We start from the raw sequence: 24,354 nt of genomic DNA, 5'->3' as shown, positions 1-24,354 counted from the left end.
CTAGCACTTAATCTTTTTCATGTCAGGATCGTAGAGCGGCTTTAACGAAGCAGTTGCCGCAAACCGTTCCCCAGCAATGTCGATCTGCCATGCCCCTTTAGCGACAATGTCGCCACTCAAAGGCCGGTCAAGCGTGACAAAGCCGATACCAACGGCCCCGCCTAGCGTGTGTCCGTAGCCGCCGATCTGGATGTATCCTACCTGTTCATCGCCCAGATAGATCAGTTCGTTCCCATATAGCAGCGGGTCCGGGTCATTGATCAGAAACTGCACCATGCGGGTTTTGGGAATCCCGCGCGCCTTGATCGCAGCCAGCGCGTCGCGCCCGATGAACCCGCCGGGCTTGTCCAGTTTCACAGCAAAGCCAAGGCCCGCCTCGATCGGGTTGTCGGTGTTGTCCACATCCAGCCCAAAATCGCGGTATGCCTTTTCCAGCCGCAAGGAATTCAGAGTTTGCATGCCGGCATTGCGCACGCCCAGATCGCGCCCCGCCTGCATCAGCAGATCATAGGTTTGCACCGCCTGCGTTGCAGGCACGTGCAATTCCCAACCCAACTCGCCGATGAACGTGACGCGGTAAGCCAGCACATCGGCATACCCGACGTCGATGTTGCGCGCTTTCATAAAGGGAAACCCGCTGTCGGACAGATCAGCGCCCGATACCCGTTGCATCAGGTCGCGCGCCTTGGGGCCATGCACGTTGATCTGTGTGCGCCCTGCAGTCACATCCGTGACGGTCACGCATTCTTCTGCGCCGATATGGCGGCGCATGCGCATTTCGGTGTGCCCATGCGAATTTTCACCCACCACCACCATGAATTTGTCAGAGGCAAGCCGTGTGACCGTCAGGTCCGCCTCAAACCCGCCGCGCTCGTTGGTCCATGCAGTATAGACGACGCGGCCCGGTTCAACATCAACCTCGTTACAGGACAGGCGGGACAGCAGCGCGCAGGCATCGCGCCCCTGCACCAGAAAACAGGACATTGTGGTCATGTCCATAATCACCACATCTTCGCGCGCCGCGCGGTGTTCTTCGGCGTGCCAGTCAAACCAGTTCTGGCGGTGCCAGCTTAACCGTTCGATTCTGGCCTGTTCGGGAGACGGCGCGAACCAGTCTGGCTGTTCCCACCCGTTGCCTTCAGTGAAATACGCACCTGCCGCTTTCAGCCGGTCATAGAGGACCGATTGTTTTACATTGCGCGCGGTTTTGGGGCTTTCGTTGTGATAATGCTGGCCAAACAGCTTGCCCAGCAATTCGGGCGTGCGGTCGCGGCGAAAAGCGGGGGTGGCCTCGCATCTGGTAAAGCGGTTGACGTTGATGCCGGTCACATCAATCGGGGGCAACTCGTCCACGATCCAGTTGGCCAGCACCATTCCGGTACCTGCGCCATTCAGAATGCCCAGCGAATTCATGCCACATGCTACCCAGCAATTGCGCAACTCGGGTGTCGGCCCGACCAGCGGCGCCAGATCGGGTGTAAAGCTTTCGGGGCCACAAAACAGTTTCTTTACGCCGTAGTTCATCGCCGCCGGGACGCGGCTATAGGCTTTTTCAAGATCGGGGCCGACGCGGTCCCAGTCGGGTTCGATCTCTCCGAACTGGAAATCATCGGGAATTCCGTCCAGCTTCCACGCAGCGGCACCGGGTTCGAACAGACCCAGCATCAGGCCGCCAACCTCTTCACGGTAATAGGTGTAGTTTGACGGGTCTTCCAATACCGGCAGATCGCGGGGCAGATCGGGTATGGTTTCGGTGATCAGATAATAGTGTTCGGCCGCCTGAAGCGGCAGGTTGATGCCAGCGCTGGCGCCCAGCTGGCGCGACCACATCCCGCCGCATATCACGACATTTTCAGCCGTAATCACATGCCCGTCCTGTGTGTGCACGCCCGTTGCCGTGCCGTTTTTGGCCAGAATTTCGCTGACACGCACGCCTTCGAACACACGCGCGCCACCCATCCGCGCACCTTTGGACAGCGACATGGTGATATCCACCGGATTGGCACGCCCGTCTTCGGGGATGTAAAACGCGCCTTTCACGTCGCTTAAGTCCCCGATGGGGAACATATCCTGCGCCTCTTTGGGGGAAATTTCGTGACAGTTGATGCCAAAGCGGCGCATGAAGGGTGCGATGCGGCGCATTTCGTGCACGCGTTCGTCATTGTTGGCAATTTGCAGGTATCCGACATCGCGAAATCCTGTCGGAACTCCGGTTTCCTGTTCCAGATTGGCGTAAAGATCGCGCCCGTGCGTGTACATTTCACATTCGGCTTCGGATTTGAGCAATCCGGCCACGATCAGACCGGCAGCATGCCATGTGGTGCCGGAAGTCAGTTGCCCCTGTTCCAGAACAACAACATCCGTGTGCCCCAGCTTTGTCAGGTGATAGGCCGTATTCATACCGATAGAACCGCCGCCGATGATCACGGTATGGGCATGGGATGGCATTGTGTCGGGCATGGTGGTCTCTTTCGCATTTCAGGGGCTGCACCTTGCGATATCAGCGCCGGATGGATAAATCAATTGATTGAATGTCCATTCAGTGGGTGAGGTTGAAAAAGAGGCAGGCGTGATCCGGAATGCCTTGCGTTGTAGCGGTAACGCACGCAGTTTGGCATGATCGAACGTGCGACGAGATCAGGTATGACGAAACAAAATCAGCAGGGCAAAATCGCCAAAAGCCGGCAGAGCACACTTGTGGTCGATGGCGATCTGCCCCCCGAAAGGCTGGTTCTGGAAACGCCGCGGCTTGTGCTGCGGCCATTCACGCCGGATGATGAGGATATTGCATTCGAAGTGCTGAGCAGCCCCGATGTGATGCGCTACGTTTCAGATGCCATGACGGCGCATGAGGTGTCTGAACACATGCCAGATGCCACCCGGCGCGGGGCAGGTGGGTGCATTGGCATCTGGTGTGCGCAGATCAGGGAAACGGGTGAAAAAATCGGCGATGGCGTGCTGACGCCGATCCCGATCGAAGGTGAAGATACTGATTGGTCACAGGTCGTGCCCGACGCCTAACCCGATGACCGGATCGAAGTGGGCTATCTGTTGAAACCATCGGCTTGGGGGAAAGGGTACGCGACCGAGATTTGCAAAAGGTTGTTGCAATTTGCCTTTGAGCAGACGGCCCTGGACGAGGTGGTGGCCTGCACTGATCCGGAAAATTTCCGATCGCAACATGTGCTGAAGAAATCGGGCATGCGTGATTGTGGAACGGGCCGTGCTTATGGCGAATCCGTTGCATGGTTCGAACTGACGCGGGCAGAGTGGATGGCGCAACACCCGGCATCGTGATCGTGGTTAGCGCAGGGTTTTCGCAATCTTTTTGGCCGCAGCTTTTCCGCTGTTATAAGCGCCGTTGACAAGCGCCGATCTGGCGCCCCCCATCGCTTCTCCGGCAAAGAATACGCGGCCTGCCAGGGGCTCTGCCAGGATGTCGCGTGCACCATCCGCACCGGGGCGCACCGCACCATAGGCGCCAAGCGTCAGGGGGTTTTCTGCCCAGTCCGTTGCAAAGCCCTTGATGAAATGTTTGCGCATCGCTGCCCACGATCCGCACCAGTTGGGTCAGCGCGTAATCCACGACGGCATCCGGCCCTTCACGCGAAAGCGCCCATCCGAAACGGCCGCCGATATTGCCGAACAGGTAATCATGCCCGCAGGGCCAGGCGATGAAGTAACAGGCTTCGCCGGCGCTATCTTCGGGAATGCGGTATGTGACCCAGTTGTTTTCATCCAATCCCAGACGGGCGCCATCAAACAGCATCGGGACTTTCACCAGCAACCCCATCGGGATGTCGGCGGCAGCCTGTCTTTTCCGATCGGGCAGGTCGGGAACAAAGCGGATCTTGTTGGCGTTCAATACGCCGGTCGAAACCGTGACAAGACAGGCCTTGGCGGCAAGTGTTCCGCGTGATGTTTCAACCCTGACGCCTTGACCGGACCAATCGACAGTCGTGACGGTGGTTCCCAGTTTGATGGGCAACCCCCTGGCCTGTGTCGCGACGACAGCGCCCAGACCTTCTGCCACAAAGGCACTGGGCTGATCATCGGCCGAGTCCCAGAACTCCATCGTGGAAACCTGATCAAAATCAACGCCGTAATCCATCGCCCCCATCCATGACTGCACAGTCGCGCAATAGGGCATGCCCTTGATCACGGTCGAGGCCGGAACATCCTTGCCCTTTTTTCCGGCTTTGGTGGGTGCACGTTCGGTTTCCCGTACTGCACGAAGATACGCGGCCCATTCGGTTTCGCTGGCCCTGTTGCCGTCCAGATCAAACAGATCAATTCCGGCATTGGTATGATCGATCAGGGTGAACCCTTTCTTTCGGGCCACTTTGGCAAATCGGTTTTTGTCTGATCCCGAAACCCAGGAACATCCGTGATCTACCGGAACCCCGAAGCTGACACTTTCGGTATGGGCGCGCCCGCCGACGCGATCTGCGGCTTCGACGATCACACAGGATATACCTGCCTTTCGCAACGTGCGGCCGGCTGCCATTCCGGCGGCACCGGCCCCAATGATCACAACATCGGGATTCGTGGGTATTTCGTCTACACTGGCACCTGTGGCGTCGTCACGTGCGGGGATCATGGCGCTGTCCTTTGGGGGCGGATCGCGGGGTTCAGCGCCGCATAGTATTTGCGCAGGTAGCGGGGCACATGCCAGCTGCACAGGGTTCCTGCGGGCACAAAGAACACGTCGCCGGACTTGAAATGGTGTTCGGTCCCGTCAGCTTCGCGCAGCGTGACCTCTCCCTCCAGAACGTGGGCGAATTCATGGTATCCGAACGGTTCCAGTTCCGTTGACAGGGTCTGTGTATCCCATAAGCCGACTTCGAAATTCCCGTGCAGGTTTTCAAAAAACACCCTTTCCCGCTGGGGCGTGCTGGTGTTTTCCAGCAGGTCCGCATCTGACAGTTGCGTATCCGGATCAAGAACAATCACGCCGCCTGCGGCGCTTTCGATCTGCGGGGTGTCGGCACGCAGATCCATGTAGGTGATATAGAATTTCTTAAGGTATCCATCCTGTTTCCAACTGGTCTGGATACCGTTGCGAAAGATCACGTTTTGTCCCTTGCGGGCGGGAACGCCATGCCCGTTTTCGTCGAGCATCTGAAACTGGCCATCCAGCACAAGAATGAATTCATCACCGGGTTAGGGGCCAAAAGCCTCTTGCATGGTGGTCGTGTTCCAGACGCCGGCGCTCATCCCCAGTTCGGGATCTTCGAAATAGACATGCACATTCTGTTCAGACGGCATGGTGTGAAAATCGTCCGCACTCAGCTCCATGCGGGTCAGCCCGCCAGGGCCGTTGGGTTCGAAGCAGATTATTCCGGTGGGCTGTGTCATCTGGTTTCGATCCTTTTGGCGCGGCGCAGTCTGATGTTTTCAAATGTGCCTGTTCTTTGAGCGCGCAGCGGAAACATCAAAGCACGGCGTCTAAATTTCTTGACTCAATCGGGTGATTACTCAATGATTGAATGATCATTCAGTGAGGTATGTGCTAAATGATTTTTGCCGGCTGCGCAATGGCGATATGCACAAACCGGGACTGAAAAAATTCAGAAGGGCCCCCGCCCAAAGGGAAAGCCCGCACCAAAGGGAGACCGAACTGTCATGGATGTTGTCGATCAACTAGGCGCTGTGCGCGAAGGAAAACTAAGCCGTCGGGCGTTTGCCAAGGGGCTGCTGGCGTCGGGTGTCGCAATGGCGACCGTACCGGCGGCGTCGCGTCGAGCGATGGCCGCACCCGAAGATCAGGCATCGTATTTCACATGGGGAGGCTATGATATCCCCGAACTGTTCCAGCCTTATGAAGCCAAGCATGGCGAGATGCCGAATTTCGCGATCTTTGGCGGGTCTGAAGAAGCCCTGACCAAAATGCGCGGCGGTTTCGTCGTCGATGTGGCGCACCCGTGCAATTCTGGCATGCCGCGCTGGGTGCAAACCGGGTTGTTCCAGCCGATCGATACATCCCGGATTTCGATGTGGGGCGATGTGATGCCCGAACTGATCGATCTTCCGGGCAATGATGCCGAAGGCGGCAACGTCTGGATGGCACCGTTCGACTGGGGCCAGACCTCGGTCACGTATCGCACCGATCTGTTCGAGCTGGAAGGCGAGGAAAGCTGGGACATGCTGTGGGACAAGCGGTATGCCGGGCGTCTGGGGTCTCTGGCGTCTGCCGGTGATGCATGGTGGTGCGGTGCGATTAAGGCGGGCGTACCAATGTCCGAGATCGCAACCGAAGAGGCATTTACCAAAATCGCGGCCGTGATGCGCGAACAGCGCCCGCTGATCCGCGTATACACCGATGACACAACCACGCTGGAACAGGCGTTGTCATCGGGCGAAATGGCGGCGGCCATGACGTGGAACAGTTCTGCCGTTCTGCTGCAATCCGAAGGGATACCCGTGAAATTTGCACGACCCAAAGAGGGCGCGCTGACATGGGTGTGCGGTGTGATGATTCACAAGGACGCGCCGAACATTGATCGTGCCTATGACGTGATTGAATCGCTGCTGAGCGTTGAATCCGGAAAATTCATGATCAACGATTACGGCTACGGGCATTCCAACATCCGGTCTTTCGACGAATTTGACGAAGAAACCCTGGCCGGGTTGGGACTAAGCAAGAATCCGAATGAAATCCTGTCGGCGGGTCACTTCCAGCTGCCGCAGACACAGGAAGTCGAAACCCGCATGAACGAGACGTTCGAGCAGATCAAGGCCGGATTCTGATCCCGTCTTTTCAACCCCGCCGGTGTAAAACGCCGGCGGGTCTTTCTGACCCTTAGTCAAAGAACCCAACCGTATGGCTGATACGTCCCTTTCGCGCACGACGACGGATGCCGCCCCGAAAAGGCGATCAGGATCGCGGTTGTCGGTTCTTCTGCACCGCAATGAAACGCTGCGCGGCTATCTTCTGATGTCGCCCACAATGCTGATTATGACCGTCGGCATTCTTGTGCCGTTCATTATCCTGCTGGTGATGAGTTTCTGGACCCGCGAAGGGTTCGGTTTTGACACCACGATGACGGTCAACAACTACGCCCGTATCTGGAACGAACCGATTTTTGGCGCCTTGCTGACGCGATCCTTCTGGATTTCCGGTGTCGCAACCGTGGCCACTGTCGCGCTTTGTTATCCGATGGCCTATTACGTCGCCTTTCACGTCCATCGCAACAAGATGATGTGGATCATTCTGATGACCTTGCCGTTCTGGACCAGCTATCTGCTGCGGGTTTTCGCTTGGAAGGTGATCCTGGGGTACGAGGGTGTGATCAATTCCGGCCTGATGGGGCTGGGCTGGATCGAGGCGCCACTGGAATTTCTGCTCTACAGTCAAACGGCAGTGGTGATCACACTGGCCCATGCTTGGGCGGCGTTTGCCATCCTGCCGCTTTATGTGTCGCTGGAAAAAATCGACAAGTCGCTTCTGGAGGCCGCAACCGATCTGGGGGATGGTCCATTCTACCGCTTTTTCCGGATCACTTTGCCGCTGTCGATACCGGGCATCATCGCCGCCTCGTTCCTGATCTTTATCCCGACCACGGGCGATTACATCACACCCGCCCTTCTGGGCGGGCCGGACGGGGCGATGATTGGCAACTTTATCCAGCTGCAATTCGGCGCAATCAACAACTGGCCGATGGGGGCCAGCCTGTCGATCGTACTGATGCTGTGGATTGCCGCAATCGCTCTGGTGTTCCTGTTTCTGACCCGCACCACGCAGGACAAAATCGCATGAGCAACGGTACCTATATCAAACGGCCCAACCGGCCCCTGCAAATATACGCGGTGATCTTTCTGATCGTGCTCTATGTGCCCGTGTTGTTCATCCCGCTGTTCAGCTTCAACGATTCAATCTATGTCCGCTTTCCGCTCAAGGGTTTTACGCTGGAATGGTACGGGCAGTTGTGGCTGCGCGAACCGGTGTGGAACGCGTTGTGGAACAGCGTCAAGGTGGGCATTGTCGTTTCGGTCATATCGACATTGCTGGGGGTCGTGGCTGCCCGTGCCATTACCCGCTACCGCATGCCGGGGCGCAATGCGATCGTGACATTTATCATGATGCCGCTGGTGATCCCGGGGATCATTTTCGGCGTTGCCCTTCTGGTTCTGATGAGCCGTCTTGGCGTGCCGCTTTCGCTTTACACCGTGACGCTGGGCCACCTGATCGTGTGTCTGCCCTTTGCCGTTGCCGTGCTGCTGCCCCGCTTCGAAGGCTTTGACCGCTCGATGGAGGAAGCTTCGGCTGATCTGGGTGAAAACGGCTGGTGGACATTCTGGCGCGTCACCTTTCCGATGGTCTTGCCCGGCGTGGTGGCCAGCCTGTTGTTGACGTTCACCATCTCTTTCGATGAATTCATCATGGCATTTTTCCTGACCGGTACTGATCCGACCCTGCCGATGTATATCTGGGGCCAGTTGCGGTTCCCGCAGGAATTCCCGTCAGTTCTTGCGCTGTCTTCACTGATCCTTTTTGTTTCTTTCTTGCTGGTGTTTTTCGCGCAATGGATCGGACGCCGGGGATTGGATTCTGACACATGACAAGGCCAAAACAATGACATCTCCTGACGCATTCATATCCATCCGGAACGTCAACAAATTCTTCGGTTCGTTTCAGGCCATAGACGATGTTTCGATGGACATCGCGCAGGGAGAGTTCTTTTCCCTGCTGGGCGCGTCCGGTTGCGGCAAAACCACGTTGCTGCGGATGCTGGCGGGTTTTGAATCCACTTCGGCGGGAGAGATTTTCATTGATGGCCAGCCTTCGGCCGATGTGCCGCCCCACCACCGCCCCGTTAATATGGTGTTCCAGAGCTATGCAATCTTCCCGCATCTGAATGTGCGCGACAACATTGCCTATGGCCTGCGCAAACAGAAACTGCCCAAGGCCAAACACGCTGCGCTGGTTGATGAAATGCTGGATCTGATCAAGCTGCCCGGATATGGCGATCGCAAGGCCACGGAATTGTCCGGCGGACAGCGTCAGCGGATTGCCTTGGCCCGCGCCCTGATCCTGCGCCCCAAGGTTCTGCTGCTGGATGAACCTTTGGGCGCATTGGACAAGCAGTTGCGCGAACAGATGCAACTGGAATTGCGCGCCTTGCAGCGCAAGGTTGGTATCACCTTCGTGTTTGTCACCCATGACCAGGAAGAGGCGCTGACCCTGTCGGACCGTATTGCCGTTATGGCGGGCGGGCGTGTGCTTCAGGTTGATACGCCTTCCGGATTGTACGAACGGCCCCAAACCCGCGAAGTTGCCAGTTTCATCGGCAACATGAACTTTTTCAGGGGTACAGTCCGGCGCAACGGGTCGGCAATGGCGGCGATCGAAACCGAAGGGCTGGGTCAAATTCCCGTGCCTGCCAAAGATGTCGAATATCCAGATGGCGCGCATGTGCAGGTTGCGCTGCGACCCGAAAAATTTGCGCTTTCCGCGACCAAACCAGATGCCGCGCACAGTGTGGCTGGCACATTAAGCAACGCGGCCTATCTGGGAGAAAGAAGCCATTATTATGTGACTATAGAGGGCAAGGATGATCCGGTTGCCGTATCAAGCCCGCACTTGGCACTGGTGAATAACGACACATCACAACAGACTGGTGCGCCCATGTGGTTATCCTGGTCGCCCGAGTCGATTGTGGTGTTGGATGCAGGATGAAACGTCTAGAGCAAGGGGCGAAACGGAAAACGGAATGTTAAGATGAACCAGACGGTCAGAGCATCAAAGCCCGACGTCAAGCCCAAGGCGCGCACGGCCTCGAAAGAGGTGCGGCGCGGTCAGTTGATCGCAGCCACGATAGAATCGATTTCCAAACACGGCATCGGTGGAACGACCATGTCGACCGTGACGGACATTGCCGGGCTGTCCATCGGCATCGTCAACTTCCATTTTCAAAGCAAGCAAAACCTGTTCGAGGAAACGCTGGTTTTTCTGGCTCGCCAGCATCACGATCACTGGCTGAACGGATACAAGGATGCAGGGCTAAGCCCAAAGGACAAGTTGCAGGCCATTGTGGATGCGCATTTTCATGCGAAAATCTGTACCCACAAGAATCTGGCCGTCTGGTTCGCCTTTTACGGAGAGGCGGGGCGCCGCGAAACCTATCGCAAACTGATCGAGGATATCGACTCCGAGCGGTTCGAGATTTCGGTCGATCTGTGCACCCAGATTGCGAAGGAGGGTGGATATAACGCCATCCCGCCGCACCAGATCGCCAACCTGCTCGAGGCGCTGTACGACGGGTTGTGGCTGGATATCCTGACCTATCCCGGCAGTTATTCGCGCCAGACCGCCCGCGCCCATATCGGGGCGTTTCTGGCCAACGTGTTTCCAGGGCATTTTGACATGCCCGAATTCTGAACCGAACCCGCCAGCCGATCTGGTCTGCACCTGATGCGCTTTCATCGGGCCGGATATGCTGCACCCCGAAGGAGCAAGATAATGACCCGCGACCCACGCTATGACATCCTGTTCGAGCCGGTCAAAATAGGCCCAGTCACAGCGCCCAACCGGTTCTATCAGGTGCCCCATTGCACAGGCATGGGTTGGCAGCGGCCCCGCACATTGGCGGCCATGCGCGGGGTCAAGGCAGAGGGCGGTTGGGGGGTTGTCTGTACCGAATACAATTCTATCCACCCCACGTCTGATGATCTGCCCCATGCCTATGCATCGCTGTGGGATGATAGCGATGTGCGCGCGCACAGTTTGATGACCGACGTGGTGCATGAACACGGTTCACTGGCAGGGGCTGAGTTGTGGTATGGCGGTGCAAGATCATCCAACCTGATGTCGCGCCTGTCCTCGATGGATGTAGACAGCGTGCCCAATCTGGCAGGCCATCCGTTTCAGACCCGCGCCATGGACAAATCCGATATCCGGACCTTTCGCCACTGGCACAAGCGCGCGGCCCTGCGCGCGCGCGACGCGGGGTTTGATGTTGTCTATGTCTACGCCACGCACGGCTATCTGATTTCAAATTTCCTCAATCCACGGATGAACACACGCTCGGACGAATACGGTGGTTCGCTTGAAAACCGTGTGCGTCTGGTGCGCGAACTGATCGAAGAAACCAAGGAAGCGGTGGGGGACCGCTGCGCCGTTGCCGTACGCTTTTCCGCAGATGAGGAAATCGGAGAAGACGGTCAGCTTATTCAGGGTGAACGCCGAGAAATGCTGGAAATGATGGCTGATCTGCCCGATCTTTGGGATATCAACATTGCCGATTACTCGCTTGAAATGGGCGTGTCCCGCTTTGTCAAAGAGGCATCGCTGGAACCTTACATGACATGGGTAAAATCGGTCACGTCCAAACCCGTGGTCACAGTAGGGCGCTTTACCTCGCCCGATACGATGGTGTCTCAGGTCAAGCGCGGGATCACCGATTTCATCGGCGCGGCGCGTCCGTCGATTGCAGACCCGTTCCTGCCCAGAAAGATACAGGAAGGTCGCCTGTCTGCCATCCGCGAATGTATCGGCTGCAATGTCTGTTATTCCGGTGACAGCCTTGGCGTGCCGATCCGGTGTACCCAGAATCCGACCATGGGCGAAGAATGGCGGCGCGGCTGGCACCCTGAAAGCATTGCCAAAAAGGCATCGGACAGCCGTGTTCTGATCGTCGGGGCCGGTGCGGCCGGGCTCGAGGCGGCGCGCGCCCTTGGCGAACGTGGCTATGACGTCATGCTGGCCGAGGCCACGCGCGATATCGGCGGACGGGTCACGCGCGAGGCCAGCCTGCCGGGAATGAGCGAATACATCCGAGTGCGTGACTACCGCGAGCAGCAACTGATCGAAATGACCAATGTCGATATCTTCCGCGAAAGCCTGATGAGTGCGCAGGATGTCATGGCGGTCGAAGCGGATCATGTCGCGATCGCCACCGGCGCGCACTGGCGCAAGGAGCTGTTCAACGAAGAGATCTATGTGCCGATTGCCACAGGCGATGCAGCCACGCGCGTCCTGACCCCTGACGATATCATGGACGGCCGGATGCCGGATGGTCCGGTACTGGTTTATGATGGTGACGGGTATTACATGGGCGGCGTCATAGCCGAGCGGATACGTGCGGCCGATCTGGACGTAACCTATTGCACGCCCTCTGACAGCGTATCGCATTGGGCGGGCAACACGTCGGAACGCTGGCGCATTCGAACCCATATGATGGGTCTGGGTATCCGGATCGAAACGGCCCACAGTTTGCACATGTTCGACGGGGAACAGGCTGTTCTGGAATGCGCCTATAGCGGCGCGCAAAAAACACTGTCGGTGGCAAGTGTGGTGATGGTGACGGCCCGCAAACCGAACGACGCGATGTTTCATGATCTGCGGGCAGCCGCAGGACCCGATGGTTTGCCCTTTACACTGACACGGATCGGGGATTGCGAAGCTCCGGCAATCATTGCCGCAGCGGTTCACGCCGGACATCGCTATGCGCAGGAACTCGACTGCGAAATCGATATCGATATGCCGCTGCGTCACGACAGGCTGGATGTGGGGTTTGATACTGGAGCGGTGGCACCGGCGCGGTGGAAGTAAGGACAGGAATGAACATGTCTGATCAAATCTATCTGGATACGCTGTTGCTGTATTACGAAGAAGAAATCGAAGGCGAAGCCTATTTCGCCGAACTGTCGCAGCTGTTTTCACAGCCGGATCACAAGGAAAAACTGACCCTTCTGGCCAAGGTCGAACGCCACGCGGCAAACGCGATCGAGCCGCTGCTTGCGGGCCATGGCATGCAACCGCGGCCCCTCCAAATTCTGACGAAAAGCGGGCGGGATCAGGCGCGCGCCACCGCTGCGGACTGGCCCGCGCTGCTGGCTGACATGAACCAGAACTATCCCGGATTTCTTGAGGATTTCAGAGCGTTGGAGACGATGGCGCCCGCACCTGATCGTGACCGTCTGGGGTTTCTGACGGAACACGAGGTTGCCGCGATTGCCTTTCTGGCCCGCGAAGGGCAGGGCGATGCAAATAGTGTTCAACCGTTGAACGCCTATCTGGCTGCAGACCCCGCTACATGGTGCGCGGGCAGGGGATAACGACAGATGTTGCGATGTTTGATTTTGGGAATGGCCTTGCTGGCAGCCACCAAAGGCATGGCACAGAGTGAAGCAAACCCGGACCCTGCAGAATGCCAAAGCTGCACGGCACGGCATCAAAGCCTGCAAGCGCTTCAGGCCGCGCGCACAAAGCCCGAACAGGGACACTGCGAAGCGGCCCCATCTGCCCAGAACGCAGAAGGATCAGAATCTGCACCACCAGATGAATGTGCAGACCAAGCCCCTGCGGGCCTGTTGCCGCCCAGCCCAGAAGATTAGCTGATGCGGGCGTCTATTTCAGGAAATAGGACGTAATCCTGCCCACGCCCTTGACCACATGATCGCGCGCTTGCGCATCCCGTCCGTGTGGCCCCAGCGCGTCCTTGGTGGCCTTTGAAATCTGGATATGTCCGGCCTTGCCCGTGGCTTCCAGCCGGCTGGCCAGATGGCATTGTCAGAGGAAACCGGGTTGAGCCGGGCAGGGCGGTTTCGTACCTTCCGGACATGACTAAATCTGATCCATTTCGCTATTTCAAAACAAGTCGTGAGATTATCCGTCTGGCGGTGATGCTGTACGTCCGGTTTCCTCTGTCCCTTCGCAATGTGGAAGATTTGCTCCATGAACGGGGCATTGATGTCAGCCATGAAGCCGTTCGATTTTGGTGGCATCGGTTCGGGCCGATGTCTGCTTCCGAGATCCGCAAACGCCGGATCGAAGGCATGAAATCCAGTCGCTGGCGCTGGCACCTGGACGAGATGTTCGTGAAGATCAACGGCGAACAGCACTATCTCTGGCGGGCTGTCGATCATGAAGGCGAAATCCTGGAAAGCTTCGTCACAAAGGGACGTGATAAGAAGGCTGCGTTGAAATTCTTAAAGAAAGCAATGCATAAGCACGGCAGTCCCGACATGATCGTGACGGACGGGCTGGCATCGTATGGCGCGGCTCTGAAGGAGATCGGCGCTGCAGACAGACAGGAAACGGGTCGCTGGTTGAACAACAGAGCAGAAAACTCACACCTGTCATTTCGAAGGCGAGAACGGGCAATGCTTCGGTTCAGACGGATGCGAACTCTGCAGAAATTCGCCTCCGTCCACGCATCCGTCCACAACCACTTGTGTGGTTGCCGCCCGTTGTGCAAGAAGTTTTTCGATTGGATGGGTGATCGAGTGCGCACTTGTGTCAGGCCTTTTGTTGCAGCGTGACGGGCACTTCGTTATACCCGAGTTTGCGCGCCGCAGCGACACGGTCGTGTCCGGCGACGATGCAGTCGTCACCATCGATCAGAACCGGGTTGACGAAATTGAATTGGCGGATCGACGCCGCGATCTGTTCGATCTGCTTGTCGGAATGGGTGCGGGCGTTCCCCGCATAGGGTTTGAGATCCTCCACCTTGCGGTAGGTGATCTTGAGTCGGAGCGTATCCGGCAGGGTCGGACTCTTCGCCCGGGTCTTCGCATTCGGCACAATAGGTCCTCCTCATGCACCACGCCCGCCGGACAGCCCGGAAGGCTTCTTCGAAACTTCTGTTCGGTGCACGAAGCACCTCGGTTGCTTCTCAGTTGATGCGTAAGCAGGACCCTCTAGGTCGCTCACGTAGGATCAGGGTGACCTGATCTACGAACGGCTCTTTCGCCGCCGTTCGACCGGTCGTTCGGAAGCCAAATCTGGCAATGAACGACCGGTAGAAAAGAGATGGGATTGCCATCTGTCAAACGCAAGGAAAAAATTCCAAACATATAAATGGCTTATACAGAATCTTACATGTTCACTATTTGTTTCGCTCCTTCTGGGTCGTCTGCCTCGAGCCAGATTGAAGCTCAACATGACTGCGCTTCGGTGCAATCTCGCTCGCATTGTTCTGTTCCAACTGGCCCTGCGCCGCTCGGGCGAGCCCATGGGGCGGCTCGCCGAAAGGACTGTTGCCGGTTTCCTGAGTGCGCAAAAAGAGATATCAAACAACGTAGTCCCGTCGCCAGAACACCATCTGGCCGCTCACCAATAAGTGGGCGTGGTTCAATCAGATCGGGCTCCAAGGGAGGATCACTGGCGTATGAGAAATATCATCAGAATTGGCGTATTGTCTCAACCAGAGTTGCCAAAGCAGATTGAGCCCATGATTGAAACCATATTTCGAGAGCAGTTCAGAAAACTGAATTCGATCATCGGGGCAAAAAACATCGCTACGGTCAGCTCAGTCAATTGTAAAGTTAGTGAATTGGCTTGCATCTGTGCTTTGGAGGAGGGTTTGAATCTCGAGCTTGAGCCTTTGGATTCGAACGCAGTTCTTGATGAAGAAGAGTTGGAAGTCCGGGCCAAGATCCACGCTGTTCTTGAAAAGCAACCACAAACAACCCAACTGAATGAAAGCGTTTCAGAAGCAGCACTGATCGAATTTTCTGACATAATTGTGCTGGTGTGCGATAGGTTAGATTCAAATCAGATGTCTAGATTTGACGGCATTCGAGAACTTTTTTTGGAAAATGACGCGAAAGAAGCAAAGATGGGGAGGTTAATAATCGATGTGAGTTGCCCAATGCGCTGGGCTTCGGATGCCGATAGTGAGGTGTATTTTGATTACTTAACACGGGCTGCCGGGCAATTCGACGTATCCTCTGAAGTTGAGATTCCAAATCAATTGATAAAGCAATGGAAAGATACAATTTCCGCTGCACCTCACTAGGAGCGCCATATACAAGCCGAAAAGGCTAAAAGTTTGGCCGCTTCAGCCGTTCATGATTGCCAATGGCTAATAATTTGATCTGATCTGAACGCAGGTATCGGTCTCGGTGTTGTACATCCCGCAGCCAAGGCCCGGCCAATCGGAAACCAGCACGGCCGAGTCCGCCAGAAAGTCGGTCCACGCATCACCCTGCACCGGATCGGTCTGGCTGATGATGTCGAACTGACCATCGGCGCGGATCTCGCCGATCAGAACCGGCTTGGCGAGGTGATGGTTCGGGAGCATCACGGCGGTTCCACCGGTCAGGTTCGGAACCTCAAGACCGTACATCTCGGCGCGCACAGCGTCGACATCGGTGGTGCCAGCCGCTTCCACCGCCTGAACCCACATGTGGAAACCGATGTAGTGGGCTTCCATCGGGTCGTTGGTCACACGGTCTTCGGTGCCGATGAACTCATGCCACGCAGCGATGAACGCCTCGTTCTCCCGGGTTTCAGCCGACTGGAAGTAGTTCCATGCCGCTAGGTGCCCTTCAAGCGGACCGGTGTCGACACCGGCCAGTTCCTCTTCGCCAACGGAGAAGGCCACGACCGGAATGTCATCAGCTTCGACGCCTTGTGCGGCCAGTTCGGAGTAGAAGCCAATATTGGCGTCACCATTAATTGTGGAGATCACGCCGACCTGTTCGCCGGTTTCCCCGAGGGCCACAACGTCTGCCACGATCGAGGACCAGTCGGAGTGCCCGAACGGGGTGTAGTTGACGAAGATGTTTTCCTGCGGAACGCCGGCATCCAGCAAGTATTGCTCAAGGATGCGGTTCGTGGTCCGCGGGTAGACGTAGTCGGTGCCCAGAAGCGCGAAGGATTCAACGCCAAGCTCTTCGAGGAAGTAATCGACCGCCGGGATCGCCTGCTGGTTCGGCGCGGCGCCGGTGTAGAAGACGTTCCGCGAGCTTTCCTCGCCTTCGTACTGCACCGGGTAAAACATCAAGCCGTTCAGCTCTTCGATCACCGGAAGGACCGACTTTCGGCTCACCGAAGTCCATGCGCCAAAGATGACGTCAACCTCGTGCACAGTCAGCAGTTCCCACGCGCGCTCAGCGAAAAGCGGCCAGTCTGACGCCGGATCGACGACAACAGCCTCAAGCTCACAGCCCAGAACACCGCCGGCGGCATTCTGTTTGTCGATGAGCATTTCCATCGTGTCTCTGAGCGTCGTTTCCGAGATCGCCATCGTGCCCGATAGCGAGTGCAGGACGCCAACCTTGATTGGGCAGTCTTCGGCAGCAACAGGAGAAGACATGCCAAGCAAGACTGCAGCCAATTTGGCTAAGCTTTTGCGATTCAACGTTTGGCTCCAGATAGATCGTGGCATATTGCTAACTCCGCCGAGCAATTGTGTTTGCGATAATCGAGAGAAGAAGGCCCAGAGTAAAATATCCCAAGACCACTTCGCTGATCACGAGGATCTCTCCGTAAACGTTCTCAGCTGTTACATCGCCATATCCCAGCGTCGTATATGTAACCAACGAGACGTAGAAGGGTGTAAACCAGCTTTGCGCTGAGTTGGAATAATCCATCATTCCCCACCCCAGCCACATATCAAACGAATAAATGATCCCGTACAGCGTTGCGAGAAATAGCGCGTAAGCTCCCACTTTTAGAAGGCTGCGGCCGTGATCAAATAGTCCCCAAGCCTTGAACAAAATTTGCTCAACGGACTTCGCAAAACCGGCAGGCATATTTGAAATAGATGCTTCCAAGGTGTCTATGTAGTCCTGATCCCTAGCGTCTCTTACAAAAAGCGCGTTGCCGTAAACAGAGTCTATGCTGCGAATTCCAAGGTAGCGCCCGCTCATATCTTTTAAGTTGCCGTAGACAACGCCGGTCACATTGGCCCCTTCAACCCGAGCGGTGCAGAATGACGCGCGCGAGATATTTGCGTTTTCCAGGCAGGTATCACGAAGGTCGGCGTTTGTTAGGTTTGCATCACGGAGGTCCGCGCCAGTGAGATCCGCCCCGGCAAGATTTGCTCCACGCAAATCTGCGCCAGAGAGATCGGCCTCCGTTAGATCGGCGTTCTGCAGATTTGCAGCCGTCAGTGTGGCAGCGCTCAGCGTCGCCTTGTAGAGTCCGGCATTCGAAAGATCCGCACCTGACAGTTCCGTGCGATCCATCTTGGCGTGCTTTAAGTTTGCAGATGACAGCCTGGCTTCGAAGAGGTCTGCGCCGGTGAGGTCAAGTCCTGAAAGGTTGCGTTCCGATAGGTCCGCCTCGGAAAGGTCGGCCCCGGCGAAGACCGCCGGAGTATCAGGGTAACTTGAGAGGAAAAGCTCCCAGTCCGTCACTTCACCGTTAAGTGCCTGTAATGCCTCATCAAGCCCCGGAGCCTGTTTGCCAGCCATTTCTTTCAAATTAAAAATTCCTAACGTTCTATCGATTAACCAGCGACAGTATTTCTTCCAATACGCCCTCCACATCTCCGCCAGATTTTTGCACGACATCGCTAACACTGGTCTGAAGGCGTTTTCGGTCTTCGGTGTTCAGTTCCATCGCTGTAACAATAATTATTGGAGTGTTGGCTGATGGATGGTCGCTTGATCTGAGCCTTTCCAGAAACTCAAACCCATCCATGACCGGCATCATGAGATCCAGCAGAATAAGTTCGAATTCATGCTGTTCTGTTTTCCCAAGCGCAATCTTTCCGTTCTCCGCTTCGTCGACCTCCCAGCCGTCGCCTTGAAGCGTGCGTACCATCGTTTCGCGAGCAGCCGGATCGTCTTCAACGATAAGCGCTGTCTTTTGACCGCTCGACGCATACTTTTTAACAAGCCCTGACAGCCTGGCCTTATCAACAGGTTTTTGAAGGGATTCAACGGCACCAAGTGAGTAACTCATGGCCTTGTCTCCAACCATCGAAATCATCACAACCGGAATATCTTTCAATGTGTTGTCAGCCTTAAGTCGGCGGAGGACTGTCCAGCCGTCCATTCCGGGCATCATCACATCCAGCGTTATAAGGGCGGGCATGTGTTCCGCTGCTAGAGCCAAACCTTCAGCGCCTGACTTGGCCAACAACACCGAACAGCCTTCTGCTTCCAGGCGTTTCTTCAGAAGCTCACGAGCAGATGCCTCATCATCAATGACAAGGACTGTGTTTCGATCAGAAGCGTCCTCAATTGGCTGACTTGAAGCCGTTTCCGTCCCTTGGTCCGGTGAGGAAGGCTCGGGCGTTGCGTCTGAAATGCGCGCCTCCTCTTCAAGACCTTGGTGCTTCTTTGCGGCTTTCTTGGGCAGTGTGACGATAAAACTTGAACCCTGCCCAATTGTACTTTCGACACGGATGCTGCCGCCCATCATTTCGCAAAATCTCTTCACGAGGGCGAGCCCTAGACCGGTTCCACCGTAATCGCGTGTCGTAGATTCATCCGCTTGAGAGAATTCCGCGAATATGTGCTCAATCTTGTCTTCAGGGATTCCGATCCCGGTATCGGTGACCGCAAACCGAATTGCCGGTTCATTAGATATGGAGGCCGCATTGGCAGAAAGAGTAATCTTTCCTTCCTTTGTGAACTTCGCGGCGTTGGAGATCAGATTGAAGAGGATCTGGCGAACTTTCGTTACATCGCCGTGCATGGAGCCTAGTTCCTGATCGACATCCAGAACGAGCTCATTGGCGTTCTTTTCGATTAGGCTAAGTGCTGTACTAGCAACGTCTTCTGCAATGTCCTTGACGGCGAAGTCTTCAAGGAACAAATCCATTTTTCCAGCTTCGATCTTGGAGAGGTCCAGCACGTCGTTAATCAGGGACAGAAGATGCTTACCAGCGTTGGTAATCTTGTTCAGATCGCCGAGCATGTCTTCTAGCCCGTCATCTTCAGCATCCTCCGCCAACATTTCTGAGTATCCAATGATCGCATTCATCGGTGTGCGAAGTTCGTGGCTCATATTTGCAAGGAACGCGCTCTTTGCTTCATTCGCCCGTTCCGCCTGCTTACGCGCCTCCTCGGCTTTTCGTTCCAGTTCCAAGCGTTCCGTTATGTCTTCGACGAGCCCGATATAGAAGATTTCATCTCCGACTTGAACTTCCTCAACCCGCGCCTCCAGTTTGAATACCGATCCATCTTTTCGAACGGCGTTAACGATCCGACTTTGACCAACAACCGTTGACGATCCACCTTGAACCCGGCGCTCAAGATAAAGGTCGTGCTCAACGGCGACGCTTGTTTCCATCAAGATCTTGATGTTCTTTCCAAGAATGTCCGACGCATAGTAACCAAAAATTTGTTCAGCAGCCGAGCTGAATGTCTCAATTGTTCCCTTTCTGTCAATAGAAAGGATACCAATGGGACTGGCTTCAATAATCTTCGATATTCTCTGCTCACTAAACGCGAGATCGCCTTGAATCTTCTTTAAGTTTTCGTTCTGTGCAACGAGCTCAGCTTCGTTACGCTTGATCGTTGTGATGTCGGTAACGACCCCGACGAGTCCTCCTCCGCTGATTGGCGTTGTTCTGATTTCAATCGTCCGGCCAGCCGCCGTATTGAGGACAGCGTTTGAGGAGTGGCCCTCGGCGAGGGCTTCCATCCGCGTACGGATTAGCTGTTCAGTATCTCCAAGCCCGTAGTCACCGTTTTCCGCGTGCCAGCGAATGACCTCCTCTTCCGGCTGCCCCGGTTCGACCAGCCTTGAGGGCAGCGCAAGCATCTCGGTGTAGCGCTCATTTGCCAGGACGTAATTCATGTCGGCATCAAGCATGTAGATGCCGTTCGACATCTTCGACAACGCAAGCTGAAGCTGGGCCGAAGCCTCGTTTAATTCGGTCGTCCGTGCAGCCACGGTTGATTCCAACATCGACTTTTGGTTTTCAACTTCCTCAAGAGACTGAATAATTGATAAGCGTAATGCCTCGAAATTCTGCGCAAGCTCGCCAATCTCGTCGCTTGTTTGCACCTCAATGGGCTCGTCAAGTTCGCCAGCGGTTAGTCTCGCGGTGCTGCCAGACAGCAGCCTTAGTGGACGGGTGAGTGAAATTGAAAACAGATAGGACGCATAGATTGCGATGGCCAGAACTATGGAAGCGACCAAGATCAATCGGTCGATCAGTTGATCCGCATCGTGCAGGGCTTCTTCGCGATCGATCTCGCTCATAATGACCCAATCTAGCCCCGACATCTCAAGCGGGCGATATGAGGACAAGACTTCGACATTTCTGTAGTCGGGGAAGATCTCTGTTCCGGTGCGTCCTGAGAGAGCTGCCCGCGTTCCAACGGTATCGACCTCTTGCAAGCCAACGGAACTGTTCGTCCGTTCAATTTGGTCGATGATCGAGCTTGAAAGGCCAACCTCACCGATCAATTCGAGATACTCTTCTCGATCTTCGATCAGAAATCTCGACTGATTGCGCAAGAGCTTGTCACGGCCAACAAGATATGCTTCGCCGGATTCACCCAAACCAACGTCGCTCCAAGACTCGTTGGAAGTCATGATCGCGTTGATCCTGCTGAGAGGAAGTTGTACGGCAAGCACCCCAATCGGTATTGCTCCATCGTAAACGGGCAGAGCGGCGAAAGCCGCCGGTGCATCGAATGAGGGGACATACGGTTCGAAATCGGCGAGGATGACTTGACCAGGACTGGCAGCCATCGCTGCCGTTACTGCTTGTGCGAGGTTCGTGTTTGAATGCGGGCCGTCTAATAGGCTCGTGCCAAAATCGATTTCACGTTCAACGGAGTACACAATGCGGCCGTCATCAGGTTCAACCAGAAAGACGTCATAAAAACCGAAACGGTTCTGAAATTCGCTTAGTGGCTGATCCAATTTTGAAAATGCAGACCCAAAATATGTTTCAAATTGCGCCTCATCCACAAGTCGTGGATCGACGATGTACTGGTTCTGCAGAAAAATCGCCAATCGGTCCTGGGGTAACAGTTCGTCGATCAGAGTATCATCTGCAGTGGAACCGGATTCCATCTCATACCGTTGTAGAAAATCCTCAAAGTAGTATTTCGTTAATTTATCTTGAGATTGCGATGTTATGAGTTCATCGGACGTCTTTAGATAAACGACACCCCGTCGCAGTTTTTGGAGGTGCTCTTTCAGAGATGCGCTTTCCGCAATGAAGTTAAGCTCATCCTCGACTTGGGAGAAATAGCCCTCAATTTGTTGCGCTTTGAGCTCACGAACGGCTGTCAGTCTTTCGAACGCCGCACGCTTCAGGGCTTCATTGGACGAGTATCCAGCCAATACGGCCGCGATACAGACAGCAGCCATGGAAATGACTATGCTGATCGCCGCCAGTTTGGTGCCGATCGTCAATCCCATTTTTGAGATTGGCCTTTCAGTCTTCATATCCCTGCTCCCTTCCTGCGGCGGCCTCTTCATATAGCAGAACTATTGCGTTCATCCTCTTGAGAAGATTTTCTGCTTGTTTGTCGACATCGAGGATGTCACCGGTAACCTGAGTTCCGGTGGACCTTGTGTTAGTTGAAATAAGCTCCCTAAGCGCCGCCCAGTCACCTTGAACTGAGTTTAGACGTTCAATGACTGGCTGAGATTTTGCATCTTTCAGCGCTCCAGGTGTCACCCGGTTCAGAATATTCAGCGATATGCTAAACCTGTTCATGATTCTGAAGAGTTCCTGACGGGTATCAGGTGACGCTAATCCGCTACGAGAGAGGCATAGCAACAGAACCAGCCTTTGAGTAAACATGCGCTGTCGACCTGAGATATTGATGAGCATGGCCATTTGCTCGGAAAGCTCTGCGCTTTTGTAAACTCTCTCGATCAGGTTGACCGCGGCATCCATTTCGGCAAGCGCAGGACCGTTGAGGTCCGAAATCGCCTGCAGATGCGCTTGCTCGACGCGTCGGCGCTCGATCGCATCACGGATGGTCTGGCCATACGGGGAGAAGGCATTGTTCGCGCGTGTCAGCGCACTCAAAACCGAGGCATTGGTTTCCGGCTCAAGTCCGAGCTCGTCGTCCCCGTCCTTCAACCCAGCTTCGGCTATCTGATGCAGCGCCACTGTCTCTGCAGCAGCCGCAAGAAGTGGGGCTGGATCGGGGTTCTGATAGGCAAGACAGACAAACTTTCCGGCTCGCTGGATCAGCATCCGCTGGCGGCCTGACAAGTTGATTCTGCGAGGCCCATCAGAACGCTCTGCTTGCGCGAGCAGATCCCTCGGATGTACCAAAAGCATCGAGGCAAAGACGCCGCCGCCCATAAGCAGCGCCCGGCGTTTGAAGAGCTTCTGGAAAGACTCCATTCCACCATATCCCGTTCTGTTGACAGAGTTCTTGTTCATGGCCTTGTTCCAACGGGCGTTGATATTGAAGCTTGCAGTTCACTCTCCTGATGAATCCCGAGCTCAGAGATATTGAGCCCGGAGATTTCATCCTCCCTGGTCACCCTGAACCGGAAAATCGCGTTGCCAGCCGAGAAGACCAGAAAGGCCATTCCGAAGGTCCAGATGCCGTAGACAAGGACACCGAGCCCCTGAACTCCGACCTGTTCTAGGCGGCTCAGGCCTGTGTCGAGGGTGTCAAGATCCCCGTAGAGACCGGTTGCCAGTGTGCCCCATATCCCGGCCCCCAGGTGCACAGGGATTGCCCCGACCGCATCGTCGATCTTCAGGGTTTCGAGGACCTGGCTGACAAAGACGACGATCATGCCGCCAACCAGGCCAATCAGGGCAGCGGATCCTGTCGAGACGGCGAAACAATTCGCGGTAACGGCGACTAGCCCACCCAGTGCGCCATTGATGAACTGATCAACGTCGAGCCGCTGGTTGACCGCATAGCGAAGCCCACCGGCCGAAATGGCGCCGACGCATCCCCCGACAACCGTGTTGATCAGGATCGACGGCACAGTGTCATCCAGCACCAATGTGCTGCCACCGTTGAAGCCAAGCCAGCCGATGAAGAGAAGAAGAGCGCCAAGTGTGGCGGTGGGCATGTTTGACGGGGTGATGGCCTGGGCGTCCGAGCCGTCATCAAAGCGCCCCAAGCGCGGGCCGATAATCAAGACAAGCGCGAGCCCAGCCCAGCCGCCAACGCTGTGAACCACCGTCGAACCGGCAAAATCCACAAACCCCAAATCCGCAAGCCAGCCCGATCCTTCTGCTATGCGACCGGCCCAACTCCAGTGACCTGCAACGGGATAGAGAAGCCCGGACACGATTATAGCGGCGAAGAGATATGCGCCAAACTTCATCCGCTCGGCGACGATCCCCGATAGGATCGTGACCGATGTCACACATAACATCACTTGGAACAAGAATAAGACCGCAAGAGACGGGGTGGCCTTGGCGAAATCGAGTGCGAATAGATCCAACCCGATCCACCCTCGATAACTGAGACCATACATCAGCCCAAAGCCCACAAGCCAGAACGCCAGGACCGACACACAGAAGTCACAGAAGTTCTTGATCGCGACGTTGATATTATTCTTCGAGCGGGTCATTCCCGTTTCGAGGCAAAGAAAACCCGCTTGCATCAAGAACAACAAGGCACTGGCGATGACCACCCAAAGAAGATCAATGTCCTCCATCAACCGATCCTCCGCCGGAAGAAGCGGTGGCTTTGCAGTTGCCCTTTAGTCGCGACATATCG

The 24,354-nt window shown here is 55.6% G+C and carries 20 protein-coding genes and 2 pseudogenes; 10 read left to right on the top strand and 12 right to left on the bottom strand.

Features of this window, described 5'->3' with window-relative positions:
* A complete protein-coding gene (locus OLX72_RS19610; RefSeq protein ID WP_433989376.1) occupies positions 1-2,460 on the bottom strand; it encodes a GcvT family protein in 2,460 nt (819 codons plus the stop codon).
* Between the two features lie 156 nt (positions 2,461-2,616).
* Here OLX72_RS19610 and OLX72_RS19605 point away from each other — a divergent pair.
* A pseudogene (locus tag OLX72_RS19605) lies at positions 2,617-3,297 on the top strand (GNAT family N-acetyltransferase).
* Positions 3,298-3,303: 6 nt separating this feature from the next.
* On the opposite strand, the gene OLX72_RS19600 reads toward OLX72_RS19605, so the two are convergent.
* From OLX72_RS19600 to OLX72_RS19585, 4 genes and pseudogenes are all read right to left on the bottom strand, one after another.
* Positions 3,304-3,543, bottom strand: coding sequence for an FAD-dependent oxidoreductase (locus tag OLX72_RS19600; protein ID WP_114869570.1), 240 nt, complete (start codon positions 3,541-3,543; stop codon positions 3,304-3,306).
* Positions 3,530-4,600, bottom strand: a pseudogene (locus OLX72_RS19595) (flavin monoamine oxidase family protein); the annotation flags it as partial. The pseudogene OLX72_RS19595 and the gene OLX72_RS19600, both read right to left, overlap by 14 nt.
* Positions 4,597-5,121 carry a cupin domain-containing protein gene (locus OLX72_RS19590; RefSeq protein ID WP_433989375.1) on the bottom strand — a complete coding sequence of 175 codons (525 nt, stop codon included), beginning with the start codon at positions 5,119-5,121 and terminating at the stop codon, positions 4,597-4,599. The pseudogene OLX72_RS19595 and the gene OLX72_RS19590, both read right to left, overlap by 4 nt.
* Positions 5,122-5,163: 42 nt before the next feature.
* On the bottom strand, positions 5,164-5,358 hold the full coding sequence (locus OLX72_RS19585) for a hypothetical protein (RefSeq protein WP_254684728.1): 195 nt from the start codon (positions 5,356-5,358) through the stop codon (positions 5,164-5,166).
* A gap of 267 nt (positions 5,359-5,625) precedes the next feature.
* Here OLX72_RS19585 and OLX72_RS19580 point away from each other — a divergent pair, with 267 nt between their 5' ends.
* From OLX72_RS19580 to OLX72_RS19550, 7 genes are all read left to right on the top strand, one after another.
* Positions 5,626-6,750, top strand: coding sequence for an ABC transporter substrate-binding protein (locus OLX72_RS19580; RefSeq protein ID WP_114869571.1), 1,125 nt, complete (start codon positions 5,626-5,628; stop codon positions 6,748-6,750).
* Between the two features lie 73 nt (positions 6,751-6,823).
* On the top strand, positions 6,824-7,759 hold the full coding sequence (locus OLX72_RS19575; RefSeq protein WP_114869572.1) for an ABC transporter permease: 936 nt from the start codon (positions 6,824-6,826) through the stop codon (positions 7,757-7,759).
* Entirely contained in the window at positions 7,756-8,562 is an 807-nt protein-coding gene (locus OLX72_RS19570; protein ID WP_114869573.1) for an ABC transporter permease, read from the top strand. Before OLX72_RS19575 ends, OLX72_RS19570 begins: the two co-directional genes overlap by 4 nt.
* Before the next feature lie 13 nt (positions 8,563-8,575).
* Complete coding sequence (locus OLX72_RS19565) at positions 8,576-9,679, top strand: ABC transporter ATP-binding protein (RefSeq protein ID WP_433989374.1); 1,104 nt, start codon at positions 8,576-8,578, stop codon at positions 9,677-9,679.
* A gap of 42 nt (positions 9,680-9,721) precedes the next feature.
* The gene (locus OLX72_RS19560) at positions 9,722-10,381 is read left to right on the top strand and encodes a TetR family transcriptional regulator C-terminal domain-containing protein (RefSeq protein WP_114869575.1); all 660 of its coding nucleotides are present in this window, start codon (positions 9,722-9,724) and stop codon (positions 10,379-10,381) included.
* 81 nt (positions 10,382-10,462) lie between these two features.
* Positions 10,463-12,553, top strand: a complete 2,091-nt coding sequence (locus OLX72_RS19555; protein ID WP_433989373.1) for an FAD-dependent oxidoreductase — start codon at positions 10,463-10,465, stop codon at positions 12,551-12,553.
* A gap of 14 nt (positions 12,554-12,567) precedes the next feature.
* Positions 12,568-13,059 carry a hypothetical protein gene (locus tag OLX72_RS19550; RefSeq protein WP_254684729.1) on the top strand — a complete coding sequence of 164 codons (492 nt, stop codon included), beginning with the start codon at positions 12,568-12,570 and terminating at the stop codon, positions 13,057-13,059.
* A 292-nt stretch (positions 13,060-13,351) separates the two neighbouring features.
* Here OLX72_RS19550 and OLX72_RS19545 read toward each other — a convergent pair whose 3' ends face one another.
* Positions 13,352-13,504: an adenylate/guanylate cyclase domain-containing protein gene (locus OLX72_RS19545; protein ID WP_114872167.1), complete on the bottom strand. Its 153-nt coding sequence runs from the start codon at positions 13,502-13,504 to the stop codon at positions 13,352-13,354.
* A gap of 59 nt (positions 13,505-13,563) precedes the next feature.
* On the opposite strand from OLX72_RS19545, the gene OLX72_RS19540 reads away from it, so the two are divergent.
* Complete coding sequence (locus OLX72_RS19540) at positions 13,564-14,265, top strand: IS6 family transposase (RefSeq protein ID WP_433989372.1); 702 nt, start codon at positions 13,564-13,566, stop codon at positions 14,263-14,265.
* On the opposite strand, the gene OLX72_RS19535 is transcribed toward OLX72_RS19540, so the two are convergent.
* Positions 14,243-14,527 (bottom strand): ParB/Srx family N-terminal domain-containing protein, encoded by a 285-nt coding sequence (locus OLX72_RS19535; protein WP_433989371.1) that lies wholly within the window; start codon positions 14,525-14,527, stop codon positions 14,243-14,245. The two genes, OLX72_RS19540 and OLX72_RS19535, sit on opposite strands and share 23 nt — an antisense overlap.
* Before the next feature lie 586 nt (positions 14,528-15,113).
* Between OLX72_RS19535 and OLX72_RS19530 the strand changes: the two genes are divergently transcribed.
* Positions 15,114-15,743, top strand: coding sequence for a hypothetical protein (locus OLX72_RS19530; RefSeq protein WP_114869579.1), 630 nt, complete (start codon positions 15,114-15,116; stop codon positions 15,741-15,743).
* Positions 15,744-15,809: 66 nt separating this feature from the next.
* On the opposite strand, the gene urtA is transcribed toward OLX72_RS19530, so the two are convergent.
* The 5 genes from urtA to OLX72_RS19505 all read right to left on the bottom strand — a co-directional run bounded on the left by urtA (position 15,810) and on the right by OLX72_RS19505 (position 24,292).
* Entirely contained in the window at positions 15,810-17,045 is a 1,236-nt protein-coding gene (urtA, locus tag OLX72_RS19525; RefSeq protein WP_114869580.1) for an urea ABC transporter substrate-binding protein, read from the bottom strand.
* Between the two features lie 76 nt (positions 17,046-17,121).
* Positions 17,122-18,147, bottom strand: a complete 1,026-nt coding sequence (locus OLX72_RS19520; RefSeq protein ID WP_254684784.1) for a pentapeptide repeat-containing protein — start codon at positions 18,145-18,147, stop codon at positions 17,122-17,124.
* A gap of 28 nt (positions 18,148-18,175) precedes the next feature.
* The gene (locus tag OLX72_RS19515; RefSeq protein WP_433989370.1) at positions 18,176-22,093 is read right to left on the bottom strand and encodes a response regulator; all 3,918 of its coding nucleotides are present in this window, start codon (positions 22,091-22,093) and stop codon (positions 18,176-18,178) included.
* A complete protein-coding gene (locus tag OLX72_RS19510; protein WP_433989369.1) occupies positions 22,083-23,048 on the bottom strand; it encodes a type IV pili methyl-accepting chemotaxis transducer N-terminal domain-containing protein in 966 nt (321 codons plus the stop codon). The genes OLX72_RS19515 and OLX72_RS19510 overlap by 11 nt, the downstream gene beginning before the upstream one ends.
* Positions 23,045-24,292, bottom strand: a complete 1,248-nt coding sequence (locus OLX72_RS19505) for an ammonium transporter (protein ID WP_433989368.1) — start codon at positions 24,290-24,292, stop codon at positions 23,045-23,047. The genes OLX72_RS19510 and OLX72_RS19505 overlap by 4 nt, the downstream gene beginning before the upstream one ends.
* Positions 24,293-24,354: the final 62 nt, after the last annotated feature.

This window comes from Sulfitobacter sp. TBRI5, assembly GCF_051013555.1.
Classification (GTDB): Bacteria; Pseudomonadota; Alphaproteobacteria; order Rhodobacterales; family Rhodobacteraceae; genus JL08.
The sequence above is the reverse complement of the archived record's forward strand: the minus strand, read 5'-3'. Positions and strand labels throughout refer to the sequence as shown.

Bases quoted from the DNA above. Each gene is read 5' to 3' on its own strand.
- OLX72_RS19610 (WP_433989376.1), bottom strand. From the start codon at position 2,460: ATGCCCGACACAATGCCATCCCATGCCCATACCGTGATCATCGGCGGC.
- OLX72_RS19600 (WP_114869570.1), bottom strand. From the start codon at position 3,543: ATGCGCAAACATTTCATCAAGGGCTTTGCAACGGACTGGGCAGAAAAC.
- OLX72_RS19590 (WP_433989375.1), bottom strand. From the start codon at position 5,121: ATGCTCGACGAAAACGGGCATGGCGTTCCCGCCCGCAAGGGACAAAAC.
- OLX72_RS19585 (WP_254684728.1), bottom strand. From the start codon at position 5,358: ATGACACAGCCCACCGGAATAATCTGCTTCGAACCCAACGGCCCTGGC.
- OLX72_RS19580 (WP_114869571.1), top strand. From the start codon at position 5,626: ATGGATGTTGTCGATCAACTAGGCGCTGTGCGCGAAGGAAAACTAAGC.
- OLX72_RS19575 (WP_114869572.1), top strand. From the start codon at position 6,824: ATGGCTGATACGTCCCTTTCGCGCACGACGACGGATGCCGCCCCGAAA.
- OLX72_RS19570 (WP_114869573.1), top strand. From the start codon at position 7,756: ATGAGCAACGGTACCTATATCAAACGGCCCAACCGGCCCCTGCAAATA.
- OLX72_RS19565 (WP_433989374.1), top strand. From the start codon at position 8,576: ATGACATCTCCTGACGCATTCATATCCATCCGGAACGTCAACAAATTC.
- OLX72_RS19560 (WP_114869575.1), top strand. From the start codon at position 9,722: ATGAACCAGACGGTCAGAGCATCAAAGCCCGACGTCAAGCCCAAGGCG.
- OLX72_RS19555 (WP_433989373.1), top strand. From the start codon at position 10,463: ATGACCCGCGACCCACGCTATGACATCCTGTTCGAGCCGGTCAAAATA.
- OLX72_RS19550 (WP_254684729.1), top strand. From the start codon at position 12,568: ATGTCTGATCAAATCTATCTGGATACGCTGTTGCTGTATTACGAAGAA.
- OLX72_RS19540 (WP_433989372.1), top strand. From the start codon at position 13,564: ATGACTAAATCTGATCCATTTCGCTATTTCAAAACAAGTCGTGAGATT.
- OLX72_RS19530 (WP_114869579.1), top strand. From the start codon at position 15,114: ATGAGAAATATCATCAGAATTGGCGTATTGTCTCAACCAGAGTTGCCA.
- urtA (WP_114869580.1), bottom strand. From the start codon at position 17,045: ATGTCTTCTCCTGTTGCTGCCGAAGACTGCCCAATCAAGGTTGGCGTC.
- OLX72_RS19520 (WP_254684784.1), bottom strand. From the start codon at position 18,147: ATGGCTGGCAAACAGGCTCCGGGGCTTGATGAGGCATTACAGGCACTT.
- OLX72_RS19515 (WP_433989370.1), bottom strand. From the start codon at position 22,093: ATGAAGACTGAAAGGCCAATCTCAAAAATGGGATTGACGATCGGCACC.
- OLX72_RS19510 (WP_433989369.1), bottom strand. From the start codon at position 23,048: ATGAACAAGAACTCTGTCAACAGAACGGGATATGGTGGAATGGAGTCT.
- OLX72_RS19505 (WP_433989368.1), bottom strand. From the start codon at position 24,292: ATGGAGGACATTGATCTTCTTTGGGTGGTCATCGCCAGTGCCTTGTTG.